Genomic DNA, 24,187 nt, shown 5'->3' on the forward strand with positions numbered 1-24,187 from the left:
ACGGCAATCTGCTCACTTCAAACGCCCTCTTGCAGCGTGGACGGGAGTTCTTGGTCGGCCCAGACGAGCTTGCCGCCCGTTGCGGAGCGGAAGCCCCACCTGCTGGACAACTGGGCAATCATGAACAGTCCCCGGCCGTTTTCGTCGACGATGCGGGCGTGGCGCAGGCGCGGGTAACACTTTCCGCTGTCAAAGACTTCGCAGGTCAGGACTTGGTGCTTGATGAGCCGTAGCCGGATCGGGCCGGCGCCGTGGTGGATGGCGTTGGTGACCAGTTCGCTGATGATCAGCTCCGTGGTGGGCACGAGATGCTCCAGTCCCCATTCGCTGAGCTGATGGGCGGCCAGGTGCCGGGCGGCGCTGACTACGGTCGGCTCGGTTGGCAGATCCCAGGAGGCTATGTGGGCCGGCTTGAGTGTCTGGATCCGGGCAAGGAGCAAGGCGACGTCGTCAGATGCTGCCTGAGTGGGCACGGTTTCCATCACTGAGGAGCACAAGTCCTCCAAGGACTGTTCGGGTTGTGCCAGGGCGGTGCTGAGGCGGTGCATGCCGACCTCGATGTCGCCGTCACGGGATTCGACCAGCCCATCGGTGTAGAACGCGAGCAGGCTCCCTTCGGGCAGTTCCACCTCCACAGCGTCGAAGGGGACGAGTCCGAGGCCGAGGCCGAGTGGGGCTCCGGTGGGCAGGTCGGGGAAGGTGACCTGGCCTTGTGCGTCGACTATCGCGGGCGGGGGGTGTCCGGCCCGTGCCATCGTGCACTGCCGGGTGGCCGGGTCGTAGATGGCGTACACACAGGTCGCGCCCATGATCGCGGCGATCTGATCCGGGGCGTCGTCCTCTTCCCCGGTAAGCTGCCGGACGCTGTCATCGAGGTGGTTCAGCAGCTCGTCGGGGGGCAGGTCCAGGTCCGCGAGCGTGCGGACGGCGGTGCGGAGCCTGCCCATGGTCACCGCGGCGTTAATGCCGTGTCCGACCACATCACCGACGACGAGGGCCACCCGGGCACAAGGCAGCGGGATCACATCGAACCAGTCGCCTCCGACACCGGCGTCCGTGTCGGCCGGCAGGTAGCGCCCGGCCGCCTCGACGGCGACGCCGCCCCTCAAGCGGTGGGGGAGCAGGTTGCGCTGGAGGGTGAGGGCCGTGCTGCGTTCGCGAGTGTACTGGCGGGCGTTGTCCAAGGAGAGCGCGGCCCGGGTGACCAGTTCCTCAGCCAGGAGCACGTCGTCCTGCTGGAATGGCGTCGGGTCCTCGGTGCGTGCGAACAAGGCCACGCCCAACACGGAGTGCCGGGCACGGATGGGCACGATCATCAGGGAGTGAATCCCGTTCTCACGGATCTTTTGCGCCCGTGCCGGGTCGTGGTTGACCCATGTCCCAGGGGAGGTGTCCAGTACCGGTTCCAGGTGGGATTTTCCCGTGCGCAGTGCGCTGGCGAGTGGCGAGCTTGGGGGGACGGAAATTGTCTCGCCTCGCGCAGACGTCGACTCTGGGATCCCTGGGTGGATCGAGGCCAAACCGGCGCGTCGGAACACGCGGGAGTGATCGGGCATCGTGTCGATTCGGGCAGAGGGCTCTTTGCCGAGTGGAACCGACTCTGCCAGGTCGACGGTGACGTAGTCGGCCAACAGGGGCACGGCGAGGCTGGCCAGTTCCTGTGCGGTCTGCATGACGTCCAGGCTGCTCCCGATGCGTGTGCCGGCGTGGCTGAGGATCGCAAGGCGCTCGCGCACCCGCTGGTTGCTGGTGACATCCACGGTCAAGGAGCAGACCCCCAGTGCTTGGCCCTCCGCGTCCTGGAGGCAGAAGAACGAGGCCGAGAATGCGCGCTCCCGGCGCGGATCTTGCGGCGGCCATGCCCGGTACTCGTGGACCGCGGAAGTGCCGCTCGCCAGCACCTGCCGCATCACCGCTTCAAGGGCCTCGGCCTCGAAGCCGGGCAGTGCATCCTTCAGGCGGCGTCCGAACCTCCGGTCACGGGAAATGCCGTCATGCTCCATCGTGTCGTTCATCCAGGTACAGCGCAGCTGCGGGTCACGAATGGCGATGCCGACCGGCGCGCGGGCCAACATCGACTCCCGCACCGATCCGTTCACCATTCCAGGGGAGGGCGCGCCTATGTCGGTCAGGGATACCAGCCACCGGTGGGTTGCGCCCTGTCCCCACAGCAGCGAGAGGCGCACGCTCAGGTTAAGCGTGCGGCCGTCGCGGTGGCGGACCGCCGCGGTGCCGGACCAGCCACCTTGGGCACGGCACTGCTCGGCGAACGCTGATACCCCAAGCGCCTCCTCGGATGACGCCAGCACGAGTGCGGCGGATCGGCCGACCACGTCCTCAGCGCGGTACCCAACAAGGTGCTGAGCGGCTTGCGTCCACGCGACCACCATCCCTTGCTCGTCGATCACTGCTATCGCGGCGTCGGATATCTCGCGGAGCCCCAGCGGCTCCAGTAGCGCGGTCTGGTCAGTGCTCATCATCATGGTTCCCCTCAGATGCGTCGCGACCCGACCGTATGCGCGCGTCTGCCCACACGTGCGGACCATTCTCTGAGCAAAAGACCGGACCACTTCGCGCCGAACGGCCAGGCGGGGCCCCTGGGCGTCGCCTGTCGGTCCGGTTGTCACCGCGCAGCGCCACGTCGCATGTTCGGGACGCCACGCTCGGGAGCGGGTCAGCCGCGATTCTCGGTGCGGGACTTGATTGAGGTCTGCTCTGCCCGGTTCAGCGTGGGGAAGCGGAAGCACAGGGTTCGGTCGTTCCGCGAGGGGACGGGGATCTCCAGGTCGGAGAAGCCTGCTCGATCAGAGCGGGTGGTGGCCGCGCAGGTTGAGAGCGCAGGTCACGATGCGCTCGCCGGCGTGCTGGGTTCCGGTGGCGTCGAGGAAGTGTCGCCAGATCTTGTCGGGTGTGGCCGTCTCGTAGCAGGGCAGTTTACGGGCGACCATCCGGTAGAGGTTCCCGGAGAGATCTGCACGCGCCACGACGGTCTCGCGCGCCCGCCTCATGAGTCGGATGCTCGACTGCCGCATGGGCCCGCCCTCGCGGATACGACCCTTCTCACGTTCGATGGGCCGTCTACGGTCGCCAGCTAGGGAACCTGCAGTACGTCGACTTCGGGAGACCTCACGAAGGTCTGCACGTAGTCGATGGCTGCCTGCAACGCGTCCTTCAGCGGGGTGATGTCCCGAGCGACTTGAGCGAGGAGGCTGCCGCCTTGGAATGCGGAGAGAAGCAGATTGGCCAGCTGCGTCGGATCCGCGTCAGTGCTGATGCGGCCGAGTTGCTGCATGTGCCGGAGTCCGTCGCGAAAGATGTCCCGCCACTGATCGAACGCACTCGCGAGCTCGTCGTGTACGTCGAGGTCGGTCTTGATGATCTCGCTCGCGAGGGAGCCGAGGCTGCAGCCTTCCTGGTAGGCGCGCTCGTAGCCGACGTAGAAATCCGCCCACTCCCGAAAAGCGCCGATGTCGTCGAAGGAGGCGAATCGATCACTGCGATGGAACGCGAGGACGCGATCGGCCTGCCAGGCGATGACTGCCAGGACGAGACTCTCCTTGGTCGGGAAGTAGTGGTTGAGCTGTGACCCGCTGACGCCGGCTGCGTGACGGAGCTGCTCGTTGTTCGTCGCGTGGACCCCCTTCGTGTAGATGAGTTCCGCGGCGTGCTCCAGGATCCGGGTGCGCGTCGCCTGGCCCTTGTCTGTGAGCTTGCGAGGCGCCCGAGCTCGCGTCATGGCTTCCATGCGTAGCACGATACCGCAAGGTGGGCTTGACAGCCCAGTCTCGGGCAGTGTTAGCTCTGAGGAGTGGGCTGATAAGCCCAAAAAATGCTCGGCCTGACCTGGGCTCGGCGACTACTCGCACGCCTCACGGAGGTTGATTTGCTATGGCACGACTGAACGTTCCGTCTTCCGACGACGTCCCGGCGGGAGCGCAAGGCGTCCTCGACAACATCGGTGCACAGCTCGGCTTCGTCCCGAACATGTTCAAGACCATCGCGTCGAACCCGACCGTTCTTGACGCCGTCGTGACGCTGCAGAGCACCATGAGTCGCGTTCTGGACGCGAAGACGCGGCACACCATCGCGCTCGCGGTCTCGGAGGCCAACGGTTGCGCTTACTGCCTGGCGATTCACACGTACGTGTCGTCCGAACTCAGCGGAATGTCGAGCGACGACATCGACCTGGCTCGCGCCGGGAGCTCGGTGGACCCCAAGCGCGCCGCAGCGGCTCGCTTCGCTCAACGGGTGGTCGAGAGCCGCGGGCGAGTCAGCGACGCAGACCTCGCGGCTGTGCGCGGCGCCGGTTACAGCGACCCGCAGATCTTGGCGATCGTCACGGTCGCAGTGCAGGCCCTGCTGACCAATTTTCTCAACAACGTCAACCAGACCGACATCGACATCCCCTCCGCTGGCTCGGTCGGTACGCCCGGTTGAGCGCCGAAACCCCAGACTGAAGATATGGCGGCCGACCTGTACCTACCGCCGGCCGGACCGAGTGAAGGGAAAACCATGAAGGCAAGCGGAGTGTCCGGACCCGACGCGGACGTCGTCCTCCTGGAGGTGCCTGAGCCGCCGGCTCCTGGCGCTGGTCAGCTTCTGCTGGAGGTGGAGGCGGCCGGTGTCGGTCCATGGGATCGGTTGCTCAACGGTGCGGGCTGGGATGTGGGGCTGCGTCCGCCGGCGGCGCTGGGTGTGGAGGGCGTGGGCCGGGTTGTGGCTGTGGGTTCTGATGTCGAGGGCTTTGCTGTCGGTGACCGGGTGCTTGCGCATGAGGCCCCGTTGCCTGGTGGCAGCGGCTTCTGGGCTGAGCGGGTGCTGATCACTGCGGCGAATGCGGCGATGTGCCCGGCGGGGCTGGATCCGGTGCAGGCGGGGGCGCTGCCGGTTGCCGGGCTGACGGCGTACCAGTCGCTGGAGGCACTGGGGCTGGGCCGGGGGGAGCGGCTTCTGATCACCAATGGTGGTGGGGCGACCGGTGTGCTGGCGTTGCAGATTGCCGCTGCTCGGGGGATCGAGGTAACGGTGACGGCGTCCGCTTCGGCTGCTGAACGCCTGCGTGGTCTGGGTGCTTCAGCGGTCGTCGACTACCACGACTCGGATTGGGCGGGTCGGGTTCGTGGTGGGTTCGATGGTGTGCTGATCGCTGCTGGTGGTACGGCGCGGGCCGCGCTGTCACTGGTACGGGACGGCGGGCGTCTGGTGTCGTTGACCTCGGACGCGCCGACGGGGGAGCGCGGTATCACTAGTACGGATCTCTACGTCCGGCCTGATGCTGCTCAGCTTGCCCAACTGGCGGAGGCGGTCGTGGAGGGAAAGCTGAAGCAGAACGTGGAAGCGCTCCCTCTGAACGAGGGGCCGGCCGCTTTCGCCCGGGTGTCCGCTGGGCAGGCCGGTGGCAAGAAGTTCGTGCTGACCTGAGCACGTCCACGGCGGGGTGTCGCCCGGTCCTGACACCGACTCATGGCACCCACCGGACAGGGTACGGCAGCGTCCGCGGCCGTACCCACCAGGCGTGGCGCACATCGGGCGGTCGGCCGGCTCACGGTGGCACCGTGGGTGGGGGACCGACCGCCGGTCGGGCTCCGGGACACGGTCGCCGGAACGGCCGTCGGCGCGGATGTCATCACTGACCGGGGTGTCGGCGGACAAGGGGTGTCCAACGTGATCGGGAAGCCCGCGCAACAGCCCAGAGCGAGCGCCGGGGCATCGGCGGACCCGGCCATCGGCCCGTTGTGGTACTCGAAGAAGGCTGCGTCGTGACGGCCCAGCAGGGCGGAGAACGCAGACGTGGCAGGAAAGGTTGAAGAGCGATGGGAATAATCACTGAGGACATGCGGCAGATCGTCACCAGCGCCAAGCTGGCGTTCGTTGCGACGGTCTGCGAGGACGGCTCTCCGAACCTCTCCCCGAAGGGGTCCGTGCGCGTCTACGACGACGATCACCTGGTATTCATGAACATGGCCTCGCCCAACACGGTGGAGAACCTCCGGCACGATCCGCGGGTTGAGGTCAACGTGATCGACTTCCTGCTCCGGCGGGGGTACCGCTTCAAGGGAACAGCCGAGATCCGCGGGAAAGACGACCCGGTGTACGACTGGTCCCGCCAGTGGGTGCTGAACACCCACGGCGATCCCGTTTACCCGTGCCACGAGGCCGTACTGATCAGGGTGGACCGGGCGTTGCCGGTGGACTCTCCCGCGTACATGTTCGGGCACGCGAACGAGGATGACCTGAAGCATGAGTGGGCCGCCAACTACGGTGTGACATACCTTTGATGCGACATCGGACCACCTGTCCCGCAGGGCCGGCCGCCGAAGTACGAGCGGACAGGCGTGTTTGCCGCTGGACCCGGTGCCCCGGACGACGTATCGGCCGGGCCAGCCGGCCCAGTGTGACCTGTGGTTCCCCGAGGCGGACATCCCGCTCGGCCATGGGCAGACGGGCCGGCCGCCGGTCTGGGTGCGGGTGTCCGGCTGCTCGGGGGTGATCGCCGCGAGGATGCTGCCCTCGCGACGGACCGGGGACCATGATCCCGGCCCCTGTCGGGGAACGGCTGGCGATCGTCACCGCGGAGTACGACAATTGCACCTACTGCCTCTCCGCCCACGCCTACATAGGGGCGCGCGTCGCCAAGGTCGGCGCCAGGGGACTGGAGCGTGCCCGCCACGCGGGGTCCGCCGACCGCACGCCGCCGTAATGCCGGACCCGTCCCACGCCATTGCCCGCGGCCACATCGGTGAGACGCAGCTCAAGGCTGCCCGGGCCGTGGGCGTCACCGACACCGAGATCGCCGAGGTCGCGGGCAATCTGGCGTTGAACATCCTCACGAACTGCTTCAACGTCCTCGCTGATACCGACGCCGAACGACCGGTCGTCACCCCGCACACCCATGCCTGACCGACGCGCCCTGGCCTGGTCGGGAGCCCCGCCCAGGCCCGACCAACCAGGCCCGAAGGGCAGCATCACCACCGCCTCGACCGTCGTCAGGCACTCCCAGGAATGCGAGGAAGAACATAAGCGAATCGCACGAAACCCAGACGGGGAGTGCCTTACGACGTGGTCATGCTGGGCGCAGGCCCGGCCGGTGCGAACGTCGCCGACCGCGCCCGTGCCGCCGGCCTCTCCGTAGCGGTCGTGGAACGGGAACTGGTCGGCGGTGACTGCTGCCTCGTCCAGGGGGCCGACGGCGACTGGCTGTACGCCCTCGGCGACGTCAACCACCGAGCTCTGCTCGCCCACCAGGGCAAATACCAAGCCCGGACCGCCGGCGACGCCATCGGCGCCGGCGCTGCCGGCCGCCCGCTGGACGACCCGCCCTGGGGCGACCACGCCACCACCACCGACCAGCACGCCGTACCCCAGGTCTTCCTCAGCGACCCCGAGGCGGCGGCGGTGGGCCTGAGTGCCGAGCAGGCGGAGCGCTCCGGGTACCGCATCAAGACTGACGACCTCGACTTCAATGCCGCCCAGGGTGCCAACCTCTACACCGACGGCTACCAGGGCCACGCCAGGCTGGTCGTCGACCTAGACCCGTAATGGGGTCGCCGGCACCGTCAGGAGATCCAGGAAACAGAACCTTGAGGCCTGGGCGCCGGCGCATCAGGTGGAGGCGGCCTCTATGCCATTGAGGGTGTCCCGTTCCTCCTGGTGTAGCCGGTTCCGCTCCCGGACCTGGGCACAGAAGGTGCGCAGCGTTTCGGGGTCGGCGGCGGTCTCGCTGTCCACGACGGTGCGGGAGCCGTCGCCGACCTCGACTATTTGCTGGTCCATGCGGCCGCTGCTGAGGATGCCCATGATGGTCAGCCACTCATCGTGGACGGCCGGAGTCAGGTTGATGTCCAGGTGGCGCTTGGAGGGGGGATCGTCCGGGCTGATGGGCTCGGTCATTGCCGCGAGCAAGGTGAAAGTAAGGACGCGTAGGTCGGTGTACTCCTTGGGCTCCATGAGGTCTTCGAGTGTCTCGAGATAGAACCGGGCCAGTTCGTGGGCCTTGGGATCTGGTCTGGCGTCGGTGTTCTCGTGGTCGCGCAAGAGCTCCCTCTCGTCTCTTCTGTCATCCAGCGCTGGGCCGCCGGCCGACGCGCCAACCCACGCGACGGCGGGGACACCAGCTCGCGCCTCTTGCCGCGGGGAGGGTTCCGCTACGTCTTGTGCAGCGCCTCCGGCCGACACCCAACTACTGGATGGTGAACGGTACCTGGCAGCGTTCACGTCCGTCCCGGAGGTGGTTCGGTCGGCTCCGCGCGCTACGCGTTCGTGGTGGTCCGGACGGGCCGGGAGGGTATTCGGGGCGTCGGGTTTGTTGGCGGCTGTGGCCAGCAGGAATCGGACCTTGCGCGCGAAGTCGGATCCGGGCAGCGGCAGTTCCATGTCGGGCTGATGGAGGTAGCCAGCGGCGACTGCTGTGGGGAGGTAGGCCATGGGTTCGGTGACCGCGCCCGTACGAGGTCTGGCGGTGTGCTTCGCGAGGTGGCGCAGGACACGCAGGATCGTAGTGGTGGTGCTGGTGACGTGGTGCTCTGCCGCCTACCAGGAGTCAGGTGACTGTGGTCTCGACTCGTGTTCAGCGAGGGGGAGTTCGGGTCGCGGCCGGACGTCGTCGGTTTGGCGGTGCCACCATTCGGCTTTGTTGCTCTCGCCCAGGGCCAGGTGATGCAGGCAGAGGCAGTACGCGGCGGCAGGCTGTCCAGCGCCGGCGGCGTGCTGCCACCAGTAACGAGGTCCGTCGTCGGTGTCTGTCAGCTGCAGGACACACGCGAGGACCAGAGTGCTGCGGGGTTCAGGTACCTGGTCGGTGACGAACTCAGCGACGGCTGAGGCGGGCGTGTGGGTGACGAGGGTTTCGCACAGTGCCCCCAGGTCTCAGCGGCCTCCATGGACGAGCTGTCCTTGGGCGGGGGCATGCTGACTGGGCCCGCATCACGGCGGGTGGTCCGCGCGGAGGGCGGGACGATGTCCCGGGGCACCGTACGTTCGCGGACCAGCAGGGCTCGGGAGAGGATTTCTTCGATGCGGGTCATGCAGTGTTCCCTTCGGTCTCGGGCGGCGGGCAGAGAATGCTCTCGAGGAAGTGGACGGCGTGGCGCTCGTCGGATTGCACTGCGGCCAGCGGGACGCCAAGCAGGGCAGAGGCGCTGTCGGGTGTGAACCCGCACAGGCGGGGCAGTACCTGCGTCCGGCGCGTATGCGGTCGGGGGTCCGGGTCACTGCTTCACCGCCGGTCGGCTGTCCGCGAACCGGCTCGGCGGGATCCGTGCGCGGTCACCGAACTGGCAGCGGAGCACGCTGCACCGGACAGATCCCCTGAACGACGCCGCCCTGCCCCCACGACAAGGTCACCCCAACACCCTCGTGCCCGTAGGTGTGCATCACTGGAACGCCGCCTGTCCGGTGACACCCGTTGTGGTCGCCCACTGGAGCACCCGGCTCGGTCACCGCGTGAAGCGCATCGACGATCGCCGGCAGGCGTGGCAGCCGCGCGCGGGAGGCCACCTCGAGTCCCGCGCCACCCGCGATCTGCGCGCGCGAGTCGTCCATGCCCTCTGTGGCAGGACGAAAGAGTGTCCTTTTGCGAGCAGACTGACTCGATGGCACCCGGGCGCGGATCCTACAGACACGCAGAAGGCGCGCGAGGGTTACCGCCCCGATGAAGGTTGCGTGCGCGCGGCTATCAGTTCGCCTCCCGCCCATGGCGCCAAAAAAAGCAATCATCACGCTTTCATCACGCAACTCGCACAAAGTGTGTGGTGCCTGCAATGATCACCGCTGCACACCTGCAGCACCACCCGGGAGTCCCTGCTCCATGCCTCGCTTCGCCCTGCCCACGCTCACCCTCGCCGTCGCGGTCTCGCTCACCGCCTGTGCGGGCAGCACCAAGATCGCCAGCGCCGTCGGTCCTTCCAGCGCCCCTACCCGTGAGACCGCCGTCGCTCAGACCAGCGCCCCTGCCGCCATCACGGCCGGGCAGGCCCTGAACGCCCTCCGCAAGGGTGTCCCCACCGCCCGCCTCACCGGGACGGTCACCGCTGCCGATGATCCCAACCATCTGCTGGGCCGGCCGGGGCAGTACACCTCGAAGGTCACCTTCTCCGACAGCCGGATCGCCGCGTCCGACACCGAAGGATTGGATCAGGGGGATGTCGAACGGGGCGGGGCCGTGGAGGTCTTCACCAGCGCCGACGACGCGGCCCGCAGGATGACGTATATCCAGAGCGTGACCAAGAGCATGCCGGCCTTCGCCGAGTACGACTACCGGCACGACACCGTACGGGTACGTATTTCGAGGTTTCTGACTCCCAGCCAGGCCGAGGCGTACAAGAAGGCGGCCGACCCCCTCGGCTGAACCAGAGGTTCGCCAACGCGCCGGCGCGAGACGAGGCCGGCGGCCGTCCGCGAACCGGTGTTCACGCCCGCCGGGATGCCGTCGGACGGGCAGATCACCGACCTGCTTGCAACACGATGGAGGCGAGCCAACTGCAGCGGCCTGCGCGTGCAGCGCGGGCTTGCGTAGGCCAGAAGATCGCCCAAGAACGCCGACAACACCTCTCAGACGGCAGGAACACGGCGTCCGCGCCTCGCGGACACAGCGGCGGCAACTCGGGGCGACACATGGTGGCGTGGACCGCGACCTACATACACCTACTCGGAAAGTTCGACACACGTGAAGGATGAGGAAGTCAAGGGCTGTGCAGGCTGCCTGGCCGTCTGCCTGGTGGTCTTCGTCCTGTGGCTCGTATGGCAAGCCATCAAATGGGTCATCAGCGACTGGAACTGGGCGTGGGGACTTGGATCAGTTGCTGTTCTACCCATCCTGAGCCACTTGGTGGTTGCTGCATGGCGCGAGCCGCAGCCGCTGGTTCCCACGCAGTCCCGGGAGATCTGGCTCACCGCCGTATGCACCAGCGCCGTCATCCTGCTGGCCGTGCTCGTGCTCCTCAGGGGGTGGGGCACCGCGCTGTTCGCCATAGTGCTGGCCGTATCCGGCGCTGCAACCCTGGCTTTCGCCCCGAGCCGACTGCGTCTGCCCTCGCTGTGGCCGCCGCAAGCCGAAGCGGAAGCAACACAGCCCAAGCCCCCCGTGTCCGCTCCCGGAAACCAGCCGACTGACACAAGCGACACCACGTCTACGGAGGGGACCTCATGACGTCGCATGATGGAGTGCCACCCGACATGGACACCGACGCCGCCGATGAAGACGACGCCACCCCCGCACCCGAGCAGACCTGGCAGGAGGACGGCCGCAGCGGCAGACGAAAGCGCCTTTTGACGCTCGGTGCCACGCTCGCGCTCAGCGTGCTGATGATCCAGTTCGCTCAGAGCGGCCCGACGAAGACACACCCGGCCGCACAAGCCGAAAACATCACCCACTCCGCAGCACCGACCGTCGCCGATACGCCCGCACTGCGTCCGTCTGCCTCCACGACTTTGTCCGCGACGCGCAAGGCCATGCCGAGCCGCAAGGCTGCCAAGGCGTCACCATCGCCGTCAGCTTCGGCGAGCGACGCGGACTTTTCGGGCGACTGGCCCTACGACTACCAGGTTGGCCGTGTCCAAACCGAGTGCGACTCCATCGTGGGTTGCATGAGCACCTCCACGATCACGTTCACCAACATGGACAGCGTGTCGCACACCTTCTACTACGAGTACCAAGGAATCGACGCCTCCGGCACGATCGTCTACGAAGGTGCCTCCTCAACGGCTGAGCTCGATCCGGGGCGCTCTCAGAAGGATCAGATGGTGGCCAGCGACGACACCGATTCCGCGAACAAGGTGGAGAGGATCGAGGTGTCGAGCGTCACCGTGGACTCACCGTTCTGACGCGCCACCGCCTCCCGACAGCAACAGCGCCGCATGCCGTGAGGCAGCGGCAGGCGGCCGGGCTGCTGGTGCACCGGTTGACGGCTTGCAGCCGGGCGTTCTCCGGGACCTCCTCGGTGTGGTCGATCTGGGCAGGCAGCGGCCGCGGCGGTGCCCGGCATGCCGCCACCGGCGGGCACACGGGCCCGTTCGACGCCGAGCCGGCCCGCAAGCTGAAGCTCGGCGAGTGGGCCAAGGGCCACGGCCTGTCGGCGACGACGGGGCGCCGCTGCAGATGATGCTGACCCGGATGAAGAGGACGGTCGAAGCCCGTACGGCCAGCAGGTCGGCGGGCACCTGCCTTCCGCACGGCTGACCAACACGGCGCAGACCTCCTTCGCCCACTACCTGCGGGCGGATCCGGAGGATTGGCAGGTGTCGATGCTGCCTGCGTACCGGGGAAGGGGTGTCATTCGGCGGTGGAGCTGCCGGGGGTGACCAGGCCCGTCTCGTAGGCGAGGATGACGGCTTGGGCGCGGTCGCGGAGGGCGAGCTTGGCGAAGATCCGGGCGACGTGGGTCTTCACGGTGGCCTCGCTGAGGGTGAGGGTGTCGGCGAGTTCGGCGTTCGACAGGCCCCGGCCCATGAGGGCCAGTACCTGGCGTTCGCGGGGTGTGAGCGGAGCGAGGTCGCGGTGCAGCGGGGATGTGCGGTCCGCGGTCGCCGCGGTGGCGGGGCGGTGGGCCGCCTCGGCTCGGCCGGCCTCGTGTGTGGTCGCGTAGCGTTCGACCAGACGGCGGGTGATGGAGGGGGCGAGCAGCGCGTCGCCCGTGTTCACCAGCCGCACCGCCGCGGCGAGATGGGCGGCGGTGACGTCCTTGAGTAGGAAGCCGCTCGCCCCGGCGGCGAGCGCCGCGTAGACGTAGCGGTCGAGGTCGAACGTGGTGAGCATGAGGACCCGGCAGCGCGGGAGTAGCCGCAGGACGCGCTTGGCGGCTTCCAGGCCGTCCAGTTTGGGCATGCGGATGTCCATCAGGAGGACGTCCGGGCGTAGCCGTTCGGCCTCTGCGATGGCTTCGACGCCATCTGCGGCCTCGCCAATGACCTTGATGCCGCGCGAGGTGAGGATGAGGCGGAAGCCGGTTCGGATGAGTTCCTCGTCGTCGGCGATGAGGACGCGCGGGGCGAGGGTTTCCCTGCTCGGGCTCGGCTCCTGGGCGTTGGGGATACGGTTCGGGGCCTGGTGGATGCGGTCGGCGGGGGGCTGGGTCACGGGCGCTCCAGGGGGATGCGGGCGCGGACACGGTACCCGCCACCGACGCGGCGTCGGGCGTCGAAGTGGCCTCCGTAGAGGGCGACGCGCTCGCGCAGACCGATCAGGCCGTGTCCCGCTCCGTCGTTCCGGCGCTGGTGGCCACCGGATCGGGCTCCCGTGCTCGCGCAGTCGGCGGACAGCACGCTCGGCCCGCTGTTGAGCACCTCGACCCGCAGACCGTGGTCCGCATAGCGCACCGTCACGGTCGCGGTGGCGCCGTCGCCGTACTTGAGCGCGTTGGTCAGCGCCTCCTGCACGATCCGGTAGGCGGTGACGTCGATGCCGGGCGGCAAGGGGCGCGGTTCCCCGGAGATGCGCACCTCGACCGGGAGGCCGGCGAAGGCGATCCGGTCGACCAGGGTGCCCAGTTGACTCAGGCTCGGCTGGGGTGCGAGTCCGGAGAGGTCTCCTTCGCCCTCGCGCTCGGTCCGGTCGTCCTCGCCGTCCGGGGACGGCGCCAGCAGGCCCAGCAGGTGGCGCAGTTCGGTCATCGCGTCGCGTCCGGCACCCTCCACGGCCTGCAGCGCGCTCTCCGCCGCGTCCGGCAGGGCGGTGAGCACCTCGCGGGCTGCGGTCGCCTGTACGACCATCAGGCTGACCTTGTGGCTGACGATGTCGTGCAACTCCCGTGCGATGCGGGCACGTTCGGCTGCCACCGCCGTGCGGGCGGCAGCCTCCCGCTCGCGCTCCAGCAGCCAGCGGCGGTCCTCCAGGATCTTGCGGTAGCGGCGGCGGGCGCGCGCCAGCAGCAGGGCGGTGCCCCCGGTCACCGCCAGGCTCACGGTCGTGAGAGCGATGAGCAGCCAGCCCGTCTCCGATCTCCACACATCGCCCATCGTGCCAGCTGGCCGACGAGCGGGCGTCCCTCTCCGGGTCCACCCCGTACATCGCCGGGATGACCACCGCCGCGGGATACCTCCGGGGGCTGACGCTCGGAGCTGCCCACGCCGCCTACCGTCCCTGTCATGACCACCGAAGACATCAGCGGCACGACTGCGGAGGCCGGCCCGGCCGCCGTGCACGGGCAGGACATCGTCCGGGTGAGCGGCCTGCGCAAGGAGTACGGCGACACCGTCGCCCTGAACGGGGTGTCGCTGAGGATCGGCGCCGGGGAGGCGGTCGCGGTGATGGGACCGTCCGGCTGCGGCAAGTCCACACTGCTCAACATGATCGCCGGCCTTGACCGGCCGAGCGCCGGCCGGGTGTACGTGCACGGCGAGGACCTGGGCGCGATGAACGAGACCGGGCTGGCGCTCTTCCGGCGCCGCCGGATCGGCATGATCTTCCAGTTCTTCAACCTCATCGACGACCTGCCCACGATCGACAACGTCGCCCTGGCCGCCCAGCTCACCGGGACGCCCACCCGTCAGGCCCGGCGCCGGGCGCTGGAACTGCTGGACGAACTCGGCATCGCCGACCGCAGGAACGTCTACCCCGCCGCGCTCAGTGGCGGCGAGCGCCAGCGCGCGGCGGTGGCCCGCGCGCTGATGAACCGGCCCGCGCTGCTGCTGGCGGACGAGCCGACCGGCGCGCTGGACAGCCACGCGGGCGAACAGGTGATGGACCTGCTCATCGACCTCAACGAACTGGGCCAGACTCTGCTGTTGGTAACGCACGACCAGACACTGGCCACCCGCTGTGCCGGCCGCCTGGTGATGATGGCGGACGGCCGGGTCACCGGCGAGCGGGCTTTGGAGCGGTCGGCGTGAGCGCGGTGTGGAGGGCCTCCCACGCGGCCGTGCGTCGGCGCCGGTTGCAGACGTCCGTGGTCGCGGCAGTGGTCCTCGTTTCCAGTACGGCCCTGGTGGTCGCCCTCGGCCTGCTCGACGTCGCGTCGGGCCCCTTCGACCGGCTATTCGGTCAGGTACGCGGCGCGCACGTCGTCGCCACCTTCGACGCGGCGAGGGTCTCCGGCGCGGAAGTGGAGCGGACTGCGCAACGTCCGGGCGTACGGGCCTCGGCCGGGCCGTTTTCGCAAGCCGTGATCGACATGCCGCAAAGCGCGGCGTCCCAGATGCCCGGAATGGCGCCCGGCCCCCTGACAGTCGTCGGGCGGGCGGACCCCGGTGGCGACGTCGACCGACTGGACCTGTTCGCCGGGCACTGGGCCACCGGTCCGGGCCAGATCGTGCTGGCGTTGCCGGACGCGCCCGGGATGGGCCACGGTCCGCATTCGCCGATCGGCAAGAGGATCCAACTGCCCGGGCAGCGGCCCCTGACCGTGGTGGGCCTCGCCTCCAGCGTGAGCGGCACCGCGCAGGCATGGGTCTCCCCGCAGCAGATCCCGGCCCTGCACCCCACGACGTACCAGATGCTCTACCGGTTCGACCGGGCCGCGACAGCCCGTCAGATCAGTGCGGACACCTCGGCGGTCAGCGCCGGCCTGCCATCCGGATCGCTCGTCGCGCATCAGTCGTACCTGACGTTGAAGGCGCAGGTCGCGGCCAACCCCAACGGCTATGTGCCGTTCCTCATAGCCTTCGGGATCCTCGGCCTGCTGGTGGCCGTCCTGATCGTGGGCAACGTGGTGAGCGGCGCCGTCGTCTCCGGCTTCCGCCACATCGGTGTGCTCAAGTCCCTGGGCTTCACGCCCCGACAGGTCGTCGCCGTCTACCTGGTGATGGTCTGCGTCCCCGCCACGGCGGGCTCGCTGGCCGGCACAGCCCTGGGCGGGGTGGTCGCGCCGCCGCTGCTGCACCAGGTCTTCCAGGGCGCGAACCTCGGCACCGCGACCGTACACCCGACGATCAGCTCCTGGGCGTACGCGACCACCGCACTCGGCATGCCCCTGATGGTACTGCTGGCCGCGCTGATCCCGGCCCTGCGCGCCCACCGGCTCTCCGCGGCACGCGCCATCAGCGCGGGCAGCGCACCACACGCCGGACGGGGACCGGCGGTGCAGCGGTGGTTGAGCGGGGTGCGGCTGCCACGCTCGGTGACTCTGGGCCTGGGCCTGCCCTTCGCTCGGCCCGGACGGGCGCTGCTCACCATCGCCTCGGTCCTGCTCGGCGTGGCCACGGTGACCTTCGCCACCGGCCTGTCGGCCACCATGGTCTCCTACGGCCACGCGGAACAGGACTACGGCAAGGCACAGTCGACCGTCTGGCGAGGACAGGCCAAGTTCGATCAGACCGCCCCGCGTCACAACGACGCCGCAACACAGAAACTCCTGCGCTCTGTGCCGGATGTCGCAGACGTGGCCGCAGTGGGCTTCATCAACGTACGGATCCTCGGCCAAAGCGAAGGAGTGGCGGTCGAGGGCGTGCGCGGGGGACAGTCGACGCTCCCGGACAGCCTGGCGCGGGGCCGCTGGATGAGCAGACCCGGCGAAGTGGTGGCCTCCGGCAGATTCCTCGCCAAACAGGGGCTACGGCTCGGCGACTCCTTCACCCTGGCCGCGGCGGACGGCCGCCAGGAGCGCGTGACCCTGGTCGGCGAGATCCTGGCCGGCCCGGAGGACTGGATGCGCGCGGACTGGTCGACGGTGACCGCTCTGGCGCCGGACGCGCAGGCCAACCAGTACTGGGTGCACCTCACCCGCGATGCCGACTTCAACACCTACACGAAGGCCGTACAAGCCGCCGACCCGGGGCTCTACCCGGCCGAAAACACAATGCTGAACACGGACGCCGTGACTGTCATCAGCTCCGCCTCCGCACTGACCCTGATGCTGACGCTGGTCGCAGCGATGGGCGTGTTCAACACCGTCGTACTCAACGCACGGGAACGCCGGCGCGACCTCGGGATGCTCAAGTCCATCGGCATGACGCCACGCCAGGTCACGGTGATGATGGTTGTGTCCATGGCCGGACTCGGGCTCGTGGGCGGGATCCTGGGCCTGCCGCTCGGAGTCGCCGCGTACCATGTGGTGATCCCGATCACCGAGCACGCGGCCCAACTCACCTTCCCTGCCCGGATGCTGGACGTGTGGCACCCAGGGTTGATGACGTTGCTGGTGCTGGCCGGGGTGGTGATCGCCGCAATGGGTGCGCTGCTGCCGGCGCGCGCGGCGGCCCGGCAGACCATCGCCGGCGTACTGCACACCGAGTGACGGCCGGCGGTCGCTGCTGCTGCGGCGTCGACGCGTAAGAGGCCCCAGCCGCACTGTGTCGGAAGCCAAGACCGCGTCGGCGTGCGCGTGCCAGAGCTGAACGCATGTCCGGGGGTCGGGTCCCTCATGGTGAGGGGCCCGACCCCGTTTTCGTCGCGGACAACGGACAATCTCAAACCCTGTCCATAACGTGGGCTCCGCCGCCCAGCCCGGCCGTGGCTCGGGCCCGGAAACGGGGGCGCTCGGCATGGGGTCCGGCGGCGTCCAGATCACACCGGATTCCTTTCCACCGGGCGCTCCGGTGCTGTCGTTCTGCTGCTGAGTACCGTTAAGGGGTGCGGTGATCACTTCATGCCCCACCACGACCACCGGATCGAGGTCTACCACGCCACCACCGGCCGTTACCCGGGTTCCGCTGACCTGGCCGACCAGGCCACCGAGGAACAGGTCAGCGCCGTGCGGCGGGCACGGGCGGCCCGCGCCCGCCGAGCTGGGGCAAATCGGCGCCGGCGGCCGGGCGATGTACGCCCCGCGCCCCGGCGCCCCGCGCCGCTTCGACCGGAGCGGGGACATCCCGTGACGGCTGCCAACCGGTTCCCCTCACCCGCCTGAACCCGGACCACCACGTCAGTGCCGTACGGCTGTCGCGCTGAGGAAGGTGACGGCCCCCGCGATGACGAGCACGCCCCCCAGGAAGGTGTGACGACGGGCCCTGTGCAGGGTCTCCCGTACCTGCCACGCGTGGGCCGTGGCGAGCACCCAGCGCAGGTAGGGGTCGGTCTTGGCGACGTTGCGATGGGCCGTCAACAGACTGCGTCGAAGGGCGTCGCGGTCTCCGGGCTCTGCCGACCGGAGCAGGGCGGCGATGTTGGCCGCGATCTGGCGGTGCCGCAGCAGGTCGTCGAGGCTGGTGGCCACCGAACCGAAGTAGTACCAGGGCGCGGCGTCGAACTGCTCGCGCAGACCGCGCAGTGCCGGGCTGTCCAGTTGGGCCGGGGTCATCACGGCCGGTACGAGGACATCACTGGTCCGCCACAGCGCCCAGGCGACGCCGGACAGGGCCAGCAGCAGTCCGGCGCCTGCCCAAAGCCCGTGCTCCCAGTCCCCGACCCTGCCGACGGCCAGGAGGGGACCGCCGCCCAGCAACAGCGCGCCCACCGCTCCGGTCGAGGCGATGATCCACCGCGCCGTTGCCCGGCTTCCGTCGACCGAGGCCAGGGGCGAGGGCAGGGCGTCCAGTGTCGCAGGGCCCGGTTGCGACGCCGTCGCCTCTTCGTCGCTCACTGCCCGTCCTCGCGGAACACGATCCCCAAAGGGCCGGGGTCGTCCTCGGGCAGGTCGGTGTAGGGCACCCAGCGTTCCCCGTCGTAAAACTCGATGTCACCGGATTCGTTGAGGCGGACCACGTTCGTCTCCGTCGCGGCCTGCGGCGGCTGCACGCCGCCCGCCTCCCCGGTTCCCCCCGCTTCCCCGGACATGTTCCTTCCCTGCCCCTCTCACCCGTGCCCTGGCCCGACGCATCCACCATCATGTCAGTGAAGGGGGCGAAACGATGCAGTTGGTGATCGGGCACTCACAGGTCGCGGGACTGTTCCGGGGGCAGCAGGTCACCCAGACCGCTGGAACGGTGGATCAGCGAACGGCCCACGCGGTCTGGCGCCTGCGCAGGAAGCCGACGCCGGAAGTGCTGCGTGAAGTGGGCACGGCACTGGGACGCTGTTTCCTGACCGGTCCCGTGGGCGAGGCTTTGGCCGAGGAACTGGTCGGACCCGGCCGTCACCGTCTCGGTATCCGTGTGGCCGACGCGGAGTTGGCCGAACTCCCGTGGGAGACCCTCGTCGTCCCCGGGCAGCAGACCCCGTTGATCCTGGACGAACGGGTCGATGTGTACCGATCCGCACCTGGCACCAGGGTCGGTGCCTCCTTGCGTGGCGGCCCGCCCCGTATCCTCGCGGTCTTCGCCAGCCCCGACGACAGTAGCGGTCAACTGCTCGACTACGAAAAGGAGCTCGGGCGGATCCTGGACGCGGTCGAGCCCAGCCACCACCACGGTGGACGGGTGCGCCTCCTGGAATGGGGCGGTGTCGCGGCGCTGAGGACGGCACTCGCCGAAGAACCGGTGGACATCCTCCACGTCTCCTGCCATGCCCGCCCCGGTGCCCTGCTGCTGGAAACCGAGGACGGAGCGGAAGACCCCGTGAGCGGCGTCCGCTTTCTCGCCGAGGTGCTGCCACCCGGTCACATCGTTCCCCTGATCGTGCTGGCGGGCTGCTCGACCGCCCGCGATGACCACGTCGAGCAGGCAGGCACGGCCAGAAGCCTGCTGGAGCACGGAGCCCCTGCGGTACTGGCGATGAACGGGCCGGTCAGCGACGAGTACGCCACCGAACTGTGCACACGCCTGTACGAAGGTCTTGCCCGTCGCCCGGAAGCGGATCTGCTCACCGTGTTCTGCGAGGCGAGGCGCGACATCGAACGCGTGCCACGGCACCTGCCGGAGTGGGCGACCCCCGTACTCTTCCTCGCGGATCCGGAGTTCCCGCTCGCGGCCCCGGACCACGAGGCCCCCCGGCGACCTGTGGCTTCGACGGCCGCTTCCCCGGACTCGACGACCACGTCAGTCTCGGTGTCCGCATCGGGTGCCGTGGCCTCGAGCATGTCCGGGACCCTCCAGGACGCTGTCGCGCGGCGGCCCGGGGATTTCGTCGGCCGCAGGCCCATGCTCCGCCAACTGTCACAGACCGTGCCCCGGATCATGCTGCACGGCATCGGTGGGGTCGGGAAGACCAGCCTGGCCACCGAACTGGCCCGGCGCTTCGAGGCCGCCGGCGGCCTGGTGGTGGCGATCAGCGGCGAGACGGGCGTCGACACGATCCTCGACCGCCTGCGTCGGCGACTGGCGCTCTGCTGCGGCTCCGAGGAGTCGCCCGGCACACACCCGCTGCGGCAGGCCGTCATGACGCTGGCCGAGCCCACTCTGCACTGGGTGGAGAGGCTCAAGGCCCTCCGGGACTCGGGTGCACGCCCCCTCCTCCTTGTCGTCGACAACGCCGAGGACAACCTGGACGCGGAGCACCTCCCCGCCGACCGCGAACTCGCGGAGTTCCTCGCGGCCTGGGCGAGGGACCACGCTCTGATCGTCACCAGCAGGCACCCCTTCGACGTTCCCGGTGTGGACGCCCACCATCTCGGTCCGCTCTCCTGGCAGGAGACGCGGAAGCTGATGTGGCGGCTGCCCGGGGTGGACGTGCTCGCGTCTCAGCAGAAGCGGGAGGTGTGGAACCGGCTCGGCGGTCATCCGCGTTCCCTGGAGTACCTCGATGCCCTGCTGCGTGACGGTCACGGGCGGTTCGACGACGTGACCGCCCGGCTGCGTGCCGCCACCGCCGGCAGACGGCCCCCCGGCGACAGCCTCGGCGAACTGCTGGCCGAGACAGGGGCACTGATCGCCGAGGACGTACTGCTTCCGCAGTTGATCGAGCGAGTGGACGCCCTTCCTCTGGGAAAGGACCTGTTGCTCGGTGCGTCGGTGTACCGGTTGCCGGTGGACACCGACGGGCTCGCCTCGGTCCTGGCCGCCGCGCCCGGGGCCGAGGAACATCCGCCCGTCCCGGAAGGGATGGCAGGCGCGCTCGCCGCCCTGCTGCGCCTCGGGCTCGTAGCGCCTGACGGCCCGGGATACTCGGTGCACCGCTGGACCGCCGGGACACTGGCCGGACTGGCCGGCCAGGAGCGGTTACGCACGCTGCACGAGAGAGCCGCGGAATACTGGGCCCGTCGCAGTCGTGCCGTATCGGAGCCGACGGAGTACATCCAGCAGGTGATCGAGGCCCGGTACCACTGGCTGGCGGCGGGTGACGTGGAGGGTGCCATCGAGTGCACCAGGCGCGTCTGTCACGAACTCAACGCCGCTGGCCAGTGGTCCTGGCAGGAGCAGCTCATCCGCCAGTCGCTGGCGCTGACCCCCCAGAGCTCCAAGACGCGGGCCACCATTGTCGGAGATCTCGCCGGCGTGAGGCTGAGCCGGGGGGACACTGCCCAGGCGGAGACGCTGTACCGTACGGCTCTCGCCGCCTTCCGCGCTTTCGGCGCGGACCACGATGTCGCGGTGGTGCTCCATCAGCTCGGCCTGATCGCCGACGACCGGGACGATCTACAGGAAGCCGAACGGCTGTACTGGGAGTCACTTTCCATCAAGGAACGTCTCGGCGACCGGCATTCGATGTCCCTCACGATGCACCAGCTTGCCGGGATCGCCATGCGTAGGGGGGATCACGCTCTGGCCGAGCGGCAGTACCTTGAGGTTCTGGCCGTCTCCGAGGAAACGGGCGACCTGGAGGGAATCGCCGCAAGCCATCACCAGATCGCCTCGCTCGCTTTCCTCTCCCAGGACTACGCGAAGGCGGAACAGTGTGTCCTCAATGCGTTGTCGGGATTCACCAGGCTGAACGACCGAGTCAGGACAGGGCAAGGCAGGCTGCTGCTCTCCAGAATCGCGGCCGCGCTCTTCGACTACGAGTCGGCCGACCTCCACCTCAGGGCCGCACTGGAAGTATTCGAGGACATCGGAAGCACCCGCGACATCGCCGAATGCCACCTCGAACTCGGCGGCACCGCGCGGGAACGGTGCGACCTCACCTGGGCAGAGACCTGCTTCACCCGCGCCCGGGCCATGTACACGGTTCTGGGCGAGCAACAATTCCTGGCAAGTGCGAACCGCCAACTGGGCGCCGTCCGTACAGTTCTCGGCCGCGCCGCTGACGGAATCACCTGCACCGCGGACGCGTGGCTGCACTGGATGGAACACCCCTTCAGGGACCGCAAGGACATCGACTGGTTGGCCATCCAGTACCTCGAACTGGGAGAAGAGGACTTCAACGCTGCCCTCGTGGGTCATCTGCCCCCGGAGGAAGCCGCGTTGGCCCTCGACCGTGCCACCTCGTATCTCGCTTTCCGTCGCTTGCACTCCCACCCCAGCCCGCTCGGCAGCGCCTACGTGTTCCTTGCCATCGACCTGCAGAAAGCGGGCCACTACGGCACTGCCCGGATGTGTCTCGAGAGGGCACTGCCGATCTGCGAAGCGGCGGGCGATGTGCGGGCTGTCGCCAAGTGCCATGAGGACCTGGGCAGCATCGCTTCCGAGACAAAGCACTTCGACGAAGCCGAGACCCGGTACCGGATGGCACTGGGCCTCTACGAGCAGACGCACCGCGAGACAGAAGCCGCCATCGTCCACCACCAACTGGGATGCATGTACGAAAAACGCGGTGACTATGAGCGGGCCGAGTCAAGCCTGCGTTCGTCCATCGCCATCAAGACACGTCTGGGAAACCAGGCAGGAATCTGCAACAGTACCTTCCACCTGGGAAAAATCGCCCAGCGCCAAGGCGACTACGATCTCGCGGAGCAGTGTTTTCGCCGCTGCCTTTCCATGGACAAGGAACTCGGAGACCAGCAGGGGATCGCCCTCGACTACGCCGAACTCGGGAACCTGCGGGCGGAGCAGGAAATCCATGATGAGGCCGTCTACGCCATGGCGTACGCGCTGCGCATCAACGAGCAGATCGGATCGGAGAACGCAACCCGCAACATCAACGCCCTGCGTGGTCAGCGCGCGAAACTCGGCGATTCCGCCTTCACCCGCATTCTGAAGGCCTACCTCGGCGAGAACCAGGCCGTGCACATCCTGAAGGTCACCGCACTGCTGCCTGACGCCGAAGGGGATTCCGGGCCCTCCTGAGCATGTTCACCGGCCGGTGGGCGATGGCCGTCGCGCCACGCGCACCACGGCTGTCGCCACTGGCCCACCCTTCCGTCGACGCACCCACCCGGCCGGGCGATCCGCCAGCGGTGCCCGGCAGAGAGCACGTGGATGCACGACGCGGCCGGTCAGGCACCAAGGGCTGCGGAGAGCCCGCCCAATGCCGTCCTGGCTGGCACGAGGGACGGTTCAGCGAAGCGCCGGTGACGGCGGCCGCACGACACCGTCCGCCTCCGCGGCGACGCGTCCGCAGTGCGGACCCCGGCGCAAAGAAGCGCGGCCACCGCTCCGGCCGTGGGGGACGACCGAGGGAAAGGCGTCCCGGCGTCCCTCCCTGGCCGATGGCATGTCTGCATGACGTCACAGCGCTGTGGCTGCCAGGCGGCCGAGTACAGCGGGAAGTCCGCGCTCGACTTCCTCGCGCGGACGTGGCCTGGCCTGTACGAGCGTGACGCTACGGCCAGCGCCTACCAGGATCCTTCCTGGCTGCTGGGGTGGGCCGACAACTGCCCTGTGGATGCCAGCCCTTGATCCTGGCAGTGCTGGACAGGGACCGCCCCGTCGCCGCCCTCGCCCTGGTCCGCGAGACCGCCCGCGACGGCAGCACCCGCATAACCCCGCTGGCCTGGGCCGCTTCCGAGCAGGTCCGGCCGGTTGGCGAGAGCGGGGAGGCGGTGGGCTCTCTCATCCGACATCTACCGCACCTCGCCGACCGTGTGCTGATCGCCGAGCTGCCACACGGCTCACCCCTGGACCGGCAGGCAGAAGACACGTGGGGCCGCCGGGACATCCAGACCCTCTACGCCACCATTCCGCTGCCCGTGGACCTGGCGGCCCTGTCCCGGTCGACGCGGCGGGACCACGTGCGGCGCCGGCGTGATGTCCAGGCCCTGGGTGACCGCATCGGCTACCGCCGCACCCGCACGAGAGCGGAGCTCCTGAGCGCCTACGACGCGCTGGAGGCGTTGTACCGCCGCCGCAACGCCTCACTCGGATGGCGGGTGGGGGCTCACCGGAGAAACGAACCTCCAATGGGCCTGCCGATGGCGCACTGTTCGGCTGAGCTCGGCCTTCTGGAGCACGGTCGTGCGGCTGAGTTCCCTCGATTGCCAGACTCGGGTGTCGGCTGTACGCGCGATCCCGTCATGGTCCCGGCAGGTACAAGGCCACGGCATCGCTTTGAGTGATACATGCTGTGCGTCTGCGGTGCGCTAGGCGTGAGTGAGGGGAACCGTCACGGCATGCGGCGCGCTTATGCCCC

22 protein-coding genes and 1 pseudogene are annotated in these 24,187 nt (G+C 68.8%); 15 read left to right on the forward strand and 8 right to left on the reverse strand.

The genetic code is table 11. The features are described 5' to 3' along the window. Positions 1-17: 17 nt before the first annotated feature. From ACIP94_RS30560 to ACIP94_RS30570, 3 genes are all read right to left on the reverse strand, one after another. Positions 18-2,483 (reverse strand): SpoIIE family protein phosphatase, encoded by a 2,466-nt coding sequence (locus tag ACIP94_RS30560; RefSeq protein WP_402432752.1) that lies wholly within the window; start codon positions 2,481-2,483, stop codon positions 18-20. 321 nt (positions 2,484-2,804) lie between these two features. Continuing rightward, on the reverse strand, positions 2,805-3,008 hold the full coding sequence (locus tag ACIP94_RS30565) for a hypothetical protein (RefSeq protein WP_402432755.1): 204 nt from the start codon (positions 3,006-3,008) through the stop codon (positions 2,805-2,807). 83 nt (positions 3,009-3,091) lie between these two features. Next, on the reverse strand, positions 3,092-3,745 hold the full coding sequence (locus ACIP94_RS30570; protein ID WP_402432758.1) for a TetR/AcrR family transcriptional regulator: 654 nt from the start codon (positions 3,743-3,745) through the stop codon (positions 3,092-3,094). Positions 3,746-3,888: 143 nt separating this feature from the next. On the opposite strand from ACIP94_RS30570, the gene ACIP94_RS30575 reads away from it, so the two are divergent. From ACIP94_RS30575 to ACIP94_RS30600, 6 genes and pseudogenes are all read left to right on the forward strand, one after another. Then, positions 3,889-4,437 carry a carboxymuconolactone decarboxylase family protein gene (locus ACIP94_RS30575; protein WP_402432761.1) on the forward strand — a complete coding sequence of 183 codons (549 nt, stop codon included), beginning with the start codon at positions 3,889-3,891 and terminating at the stop codon, positions 4,435-4,437. A 24-nt stretch (positions 4,438-4,461) separates the two neighbouring features. Continuing rightward, positions 4,462-5,421, forward strand: a complete 960-nt coding sequence (locus ACIP94_RS30580) for an NADP-dependent oxidoreductase (protein WP_402432764.1) — start codon at positions 4,462-4,464, stop codon at positions 5,419-5,421. Between the two features lie 413 nt (positions 5,422-5,834). Continuing rightward, positions 5,835-6,278, forward strand: coding sequence for a pyridoxamine 5'-phosphate oxidase family protein (locus tag ACIP94_RS30585; protein ID WP_402432767.1), 444 nt, complete (start codon positions 5,835-5,837; stop codon positions 6,276-6,278). 251 nt (positions 6,279-6,529) lie between these two features. Next, positions 6,530-6,700 carry a hypothetical protein gene (locus tag ACIP94_RS30590; RefSeq protein ID WP_402432770.1) on the forward strand — a complete coding sequence of 57 codons (171 nt, stop codon included), beginning with the start codon at positions 6,530-6,532 and terminating at the stop codon, positions 6,698-6,700. Beyond that, positions 6,700-6,900, forward strand: coding sequence for a hypothetical protein (locus tag ACIP94_RS30595; protein WP_402432773.1), 201 nt, complete (start codon positions 6,700-6,702; stop codon positions 6,898-6,900). Before ACIP94_RS30590 ends, ACIP94_RS30595 begins: the two co-directional genes overlap by 1 nt. A gap of 261 nt (positions 6,901-7,161) precedes the next feature. Continuing rightward, positions 7,162-7,533, forward strand: a pseudogene (locus ACIP94_RS30600) (pyridine nucleotide-disulfide oxidoreductase); the annotation flags it as partial. A gap of 69 nt (positions 7,534-7,602) precedes the next feature. Here the strand turns inward: ACIP94_RS30600 and ACIP94_RS30605 are convergent. After that, positions 7,603-8,424, reverse strand: coding sequence for a hypothetical protein (locus ACIP94_RS30605; RefSeq protein WP_402432775.1), 822 nt, complete (start codon positions 8,422-8,424; stop codon positions 7,603-7,605). Between the two features lie 1,381 nt (positions 8,425-9,805). Here ACIP94_RS30605 and ACIP94_RS30610 point away from each other — a divergent pair. The 4 genes from ACIP94_RS30610 to ACIP94_RS30625 all read left to right on the forward strand — a co-directional run bounded on the left by ACIP94_RS30610 (position 9,806) and on the right by ACIP94_RS30625 (position 12,098). Continuing rightward, complete coding sequence (locus ACIP94_RS30610; RefSeq protein ID WP_402432778.1) at positions 9,806-10,345, forward strand: hypothetical protein; 540 nt, start codon at positions 9,806-9,808, stop codon at positions 10,343-10,345. Positions 10,346-10,663: 318 nt separating this feature from the next. After that, entirely contained in the window at positions 10,664-11,146 is a 483-nt protein-coding gene (locus ACIP94_RS30615) for a hypothetical protein (protein ID WP_402432781.1), read from the forward strand. 26 nt (positions 11,147-11,172) lie between these two features. Continuing rightward, complete coding sequence (locus ACIP94_RS30620) at positions 11,173-11,820, forward strand: hypothetical protein (RefSeq protein WP_402432784.1); 648 nt, start codon at positions 11,173-11,175, stop codon at positions 11,818-11,820. Between the two features lie 38 nt (positions 11,821-11,858). After that, positions 11,859-12,098: a hypothetical protein gene (locus tag ACIP94_RS30625; protein ID WP_402432787.1), complete on the forward strand. Its 240-nt coding sequence runs from the start codon at positions 11,859-11,861 to the stop codon at positions 12,096-12,098. 170 nt (positions 12,099-12,268) lie between these two features. On the opposite strand, the gene ACIP94_RS30630 is transcribed toward ACIP94_RS30625, so the two are convergent. Both ACIP94_RS30630 and ACIP94_RS30635 read right to left on the reverse strand, forming a co-directional pair. Continuing rightward, positions 12,269-13,027: a response regulator gene (locus ACIP94_RS30630; RefSeq protein WP_402432902.1), complete on the reverse strand. Its 759-nt coding sequence runs from the start codon at positions 13,025-13,027 to the stop codon at positions 12,269-12,271. A gap of 41 nt (positions 13,028-13,068) precedes the next feature. Further along, positions 13,069-13,950, reverse strand: a complete 882-nt coding sequence (locus tag ACIP94_RS30635) for a sensor histidine kinase (RefSeq protein ID WP_402432789.1) — start codon at positions 13,948-13,950, stop codon at positions 13,069-13,071. A gap of 129 nt (positions 13,951-14,079) precedes the next feature. Between ACIP94_RS30635 and ACIP94_RS30640 the strand changes: the two genes are divergently transcribed. Next, entirely contained in the window at positions 14,080-14,823 is a 744-nt protein-coding gene (locus ACIP94_RS30640; RefSeq protein ID WP_402432792.1) for an ABC transporter ATP-binding protein, read from the forward strand. Beyond that, positions 14,820-17,165 carry an FtsX-like permease family protein gene (locus ACIP94_RS30645; protein WP_402432794.1) on the forward strand — a complete coding sequence of 782 codons (2,346 nt, stop codon included), beginning with the start codon at positions 14,820-14,822 and terminating at the stop codon, positions 17,163-17,165. The genes ACIP94_RS30640 and ACIP94_RS30645 overlap by 4 nt, the downstream gene beginning before the upstream one ends. Positions 17,166-17,792: 627 nt before the next feature. On the opposite strand, the gene ACIP94_RS30650 is transcribed toward ACIP94_RS30645, so the two are convergent. Further along, positions 17,793-18,449 (reverse strand): hypothetical protein, encoded by a 657-nt coding sequence (locus tag ACIP94_RS30650; RefSeq protein WP_402432797.1) that lies wholly within the window; start codon positions 18,447-18,449, stop codon positions 17,793-17,795. After that, complete coding sequence (locus ACIP94_RS30655; protein WP_402432800.1) at positions 18,446-18,643, reverse strand: hypothetical protein; 198 nt, start codon at positions 18,641-18,643, stop codon at positions 18,446-18,448. The genes ACIP94_RS30650 and ACIP94_RS30655 overlap by 4 nt, the downstream gene beginning before the upstream one ends. Before the next feature lie 74 nt (positions 18,644-18,717). On the opposite strand from ACIP94_RS30655, the gene ACIP94_RS30660 reads away from it, so the two are divergent. The 3 genes from ACIP94_RS30660 to ACIP94_RS30670 all read left to right on the forward strand — a co-directional run bounded on the left by ACIP94_RS30660 (position 18,718) and on the right by ACIP94_RS30670 (position 24,113). Further along, positions 18,718-22,905, forward strand: coding sequence for a tetratricopeptide repeat protein (locus tag ACIP94_RS30660; protein ID WP_402432803.1), 4,188 nt, complete (start codon positions 18,718-18,720; stop codon positions 22,903-22,905). 375 nt (positions 22,906-23,280) lie between these two features. Next, positions 23,281-23,457, forward strand: coding sequence for a hypothetical protein (locus tag ACIP94_RS30665; protein WP_402432806.1), 177 nt, complete (start codon positions 23,281-23,283; stop codon positions 23,455-23,457). Beyond that, a complete protein-coding gene (locus ACIP94_RS30670; RefSeq protein ID WP_402432808.1) occupies positions 23,454-24,113 on the forward strand; it encodes a hypothetical protein in 660 nt (219 codons plus the stop codon). The genes ACIP94_RS30665 and ACIP94_RS30670 overlap by 4 nt, the downstream gene beginning before the upstream one ends. Positions 24,114-24,187 lie beyond the last annotated feature (74 nt).

The organism is Streptomyces sp. NPDC093261 (assembly GCF_044753645.1).
In the GTDB taxonomy this organism is placed as follows: Bacteria; Actinomycetota; Actinomycetes; order Streptomycetales; family Streptomycetaceae; genus Streptomyces.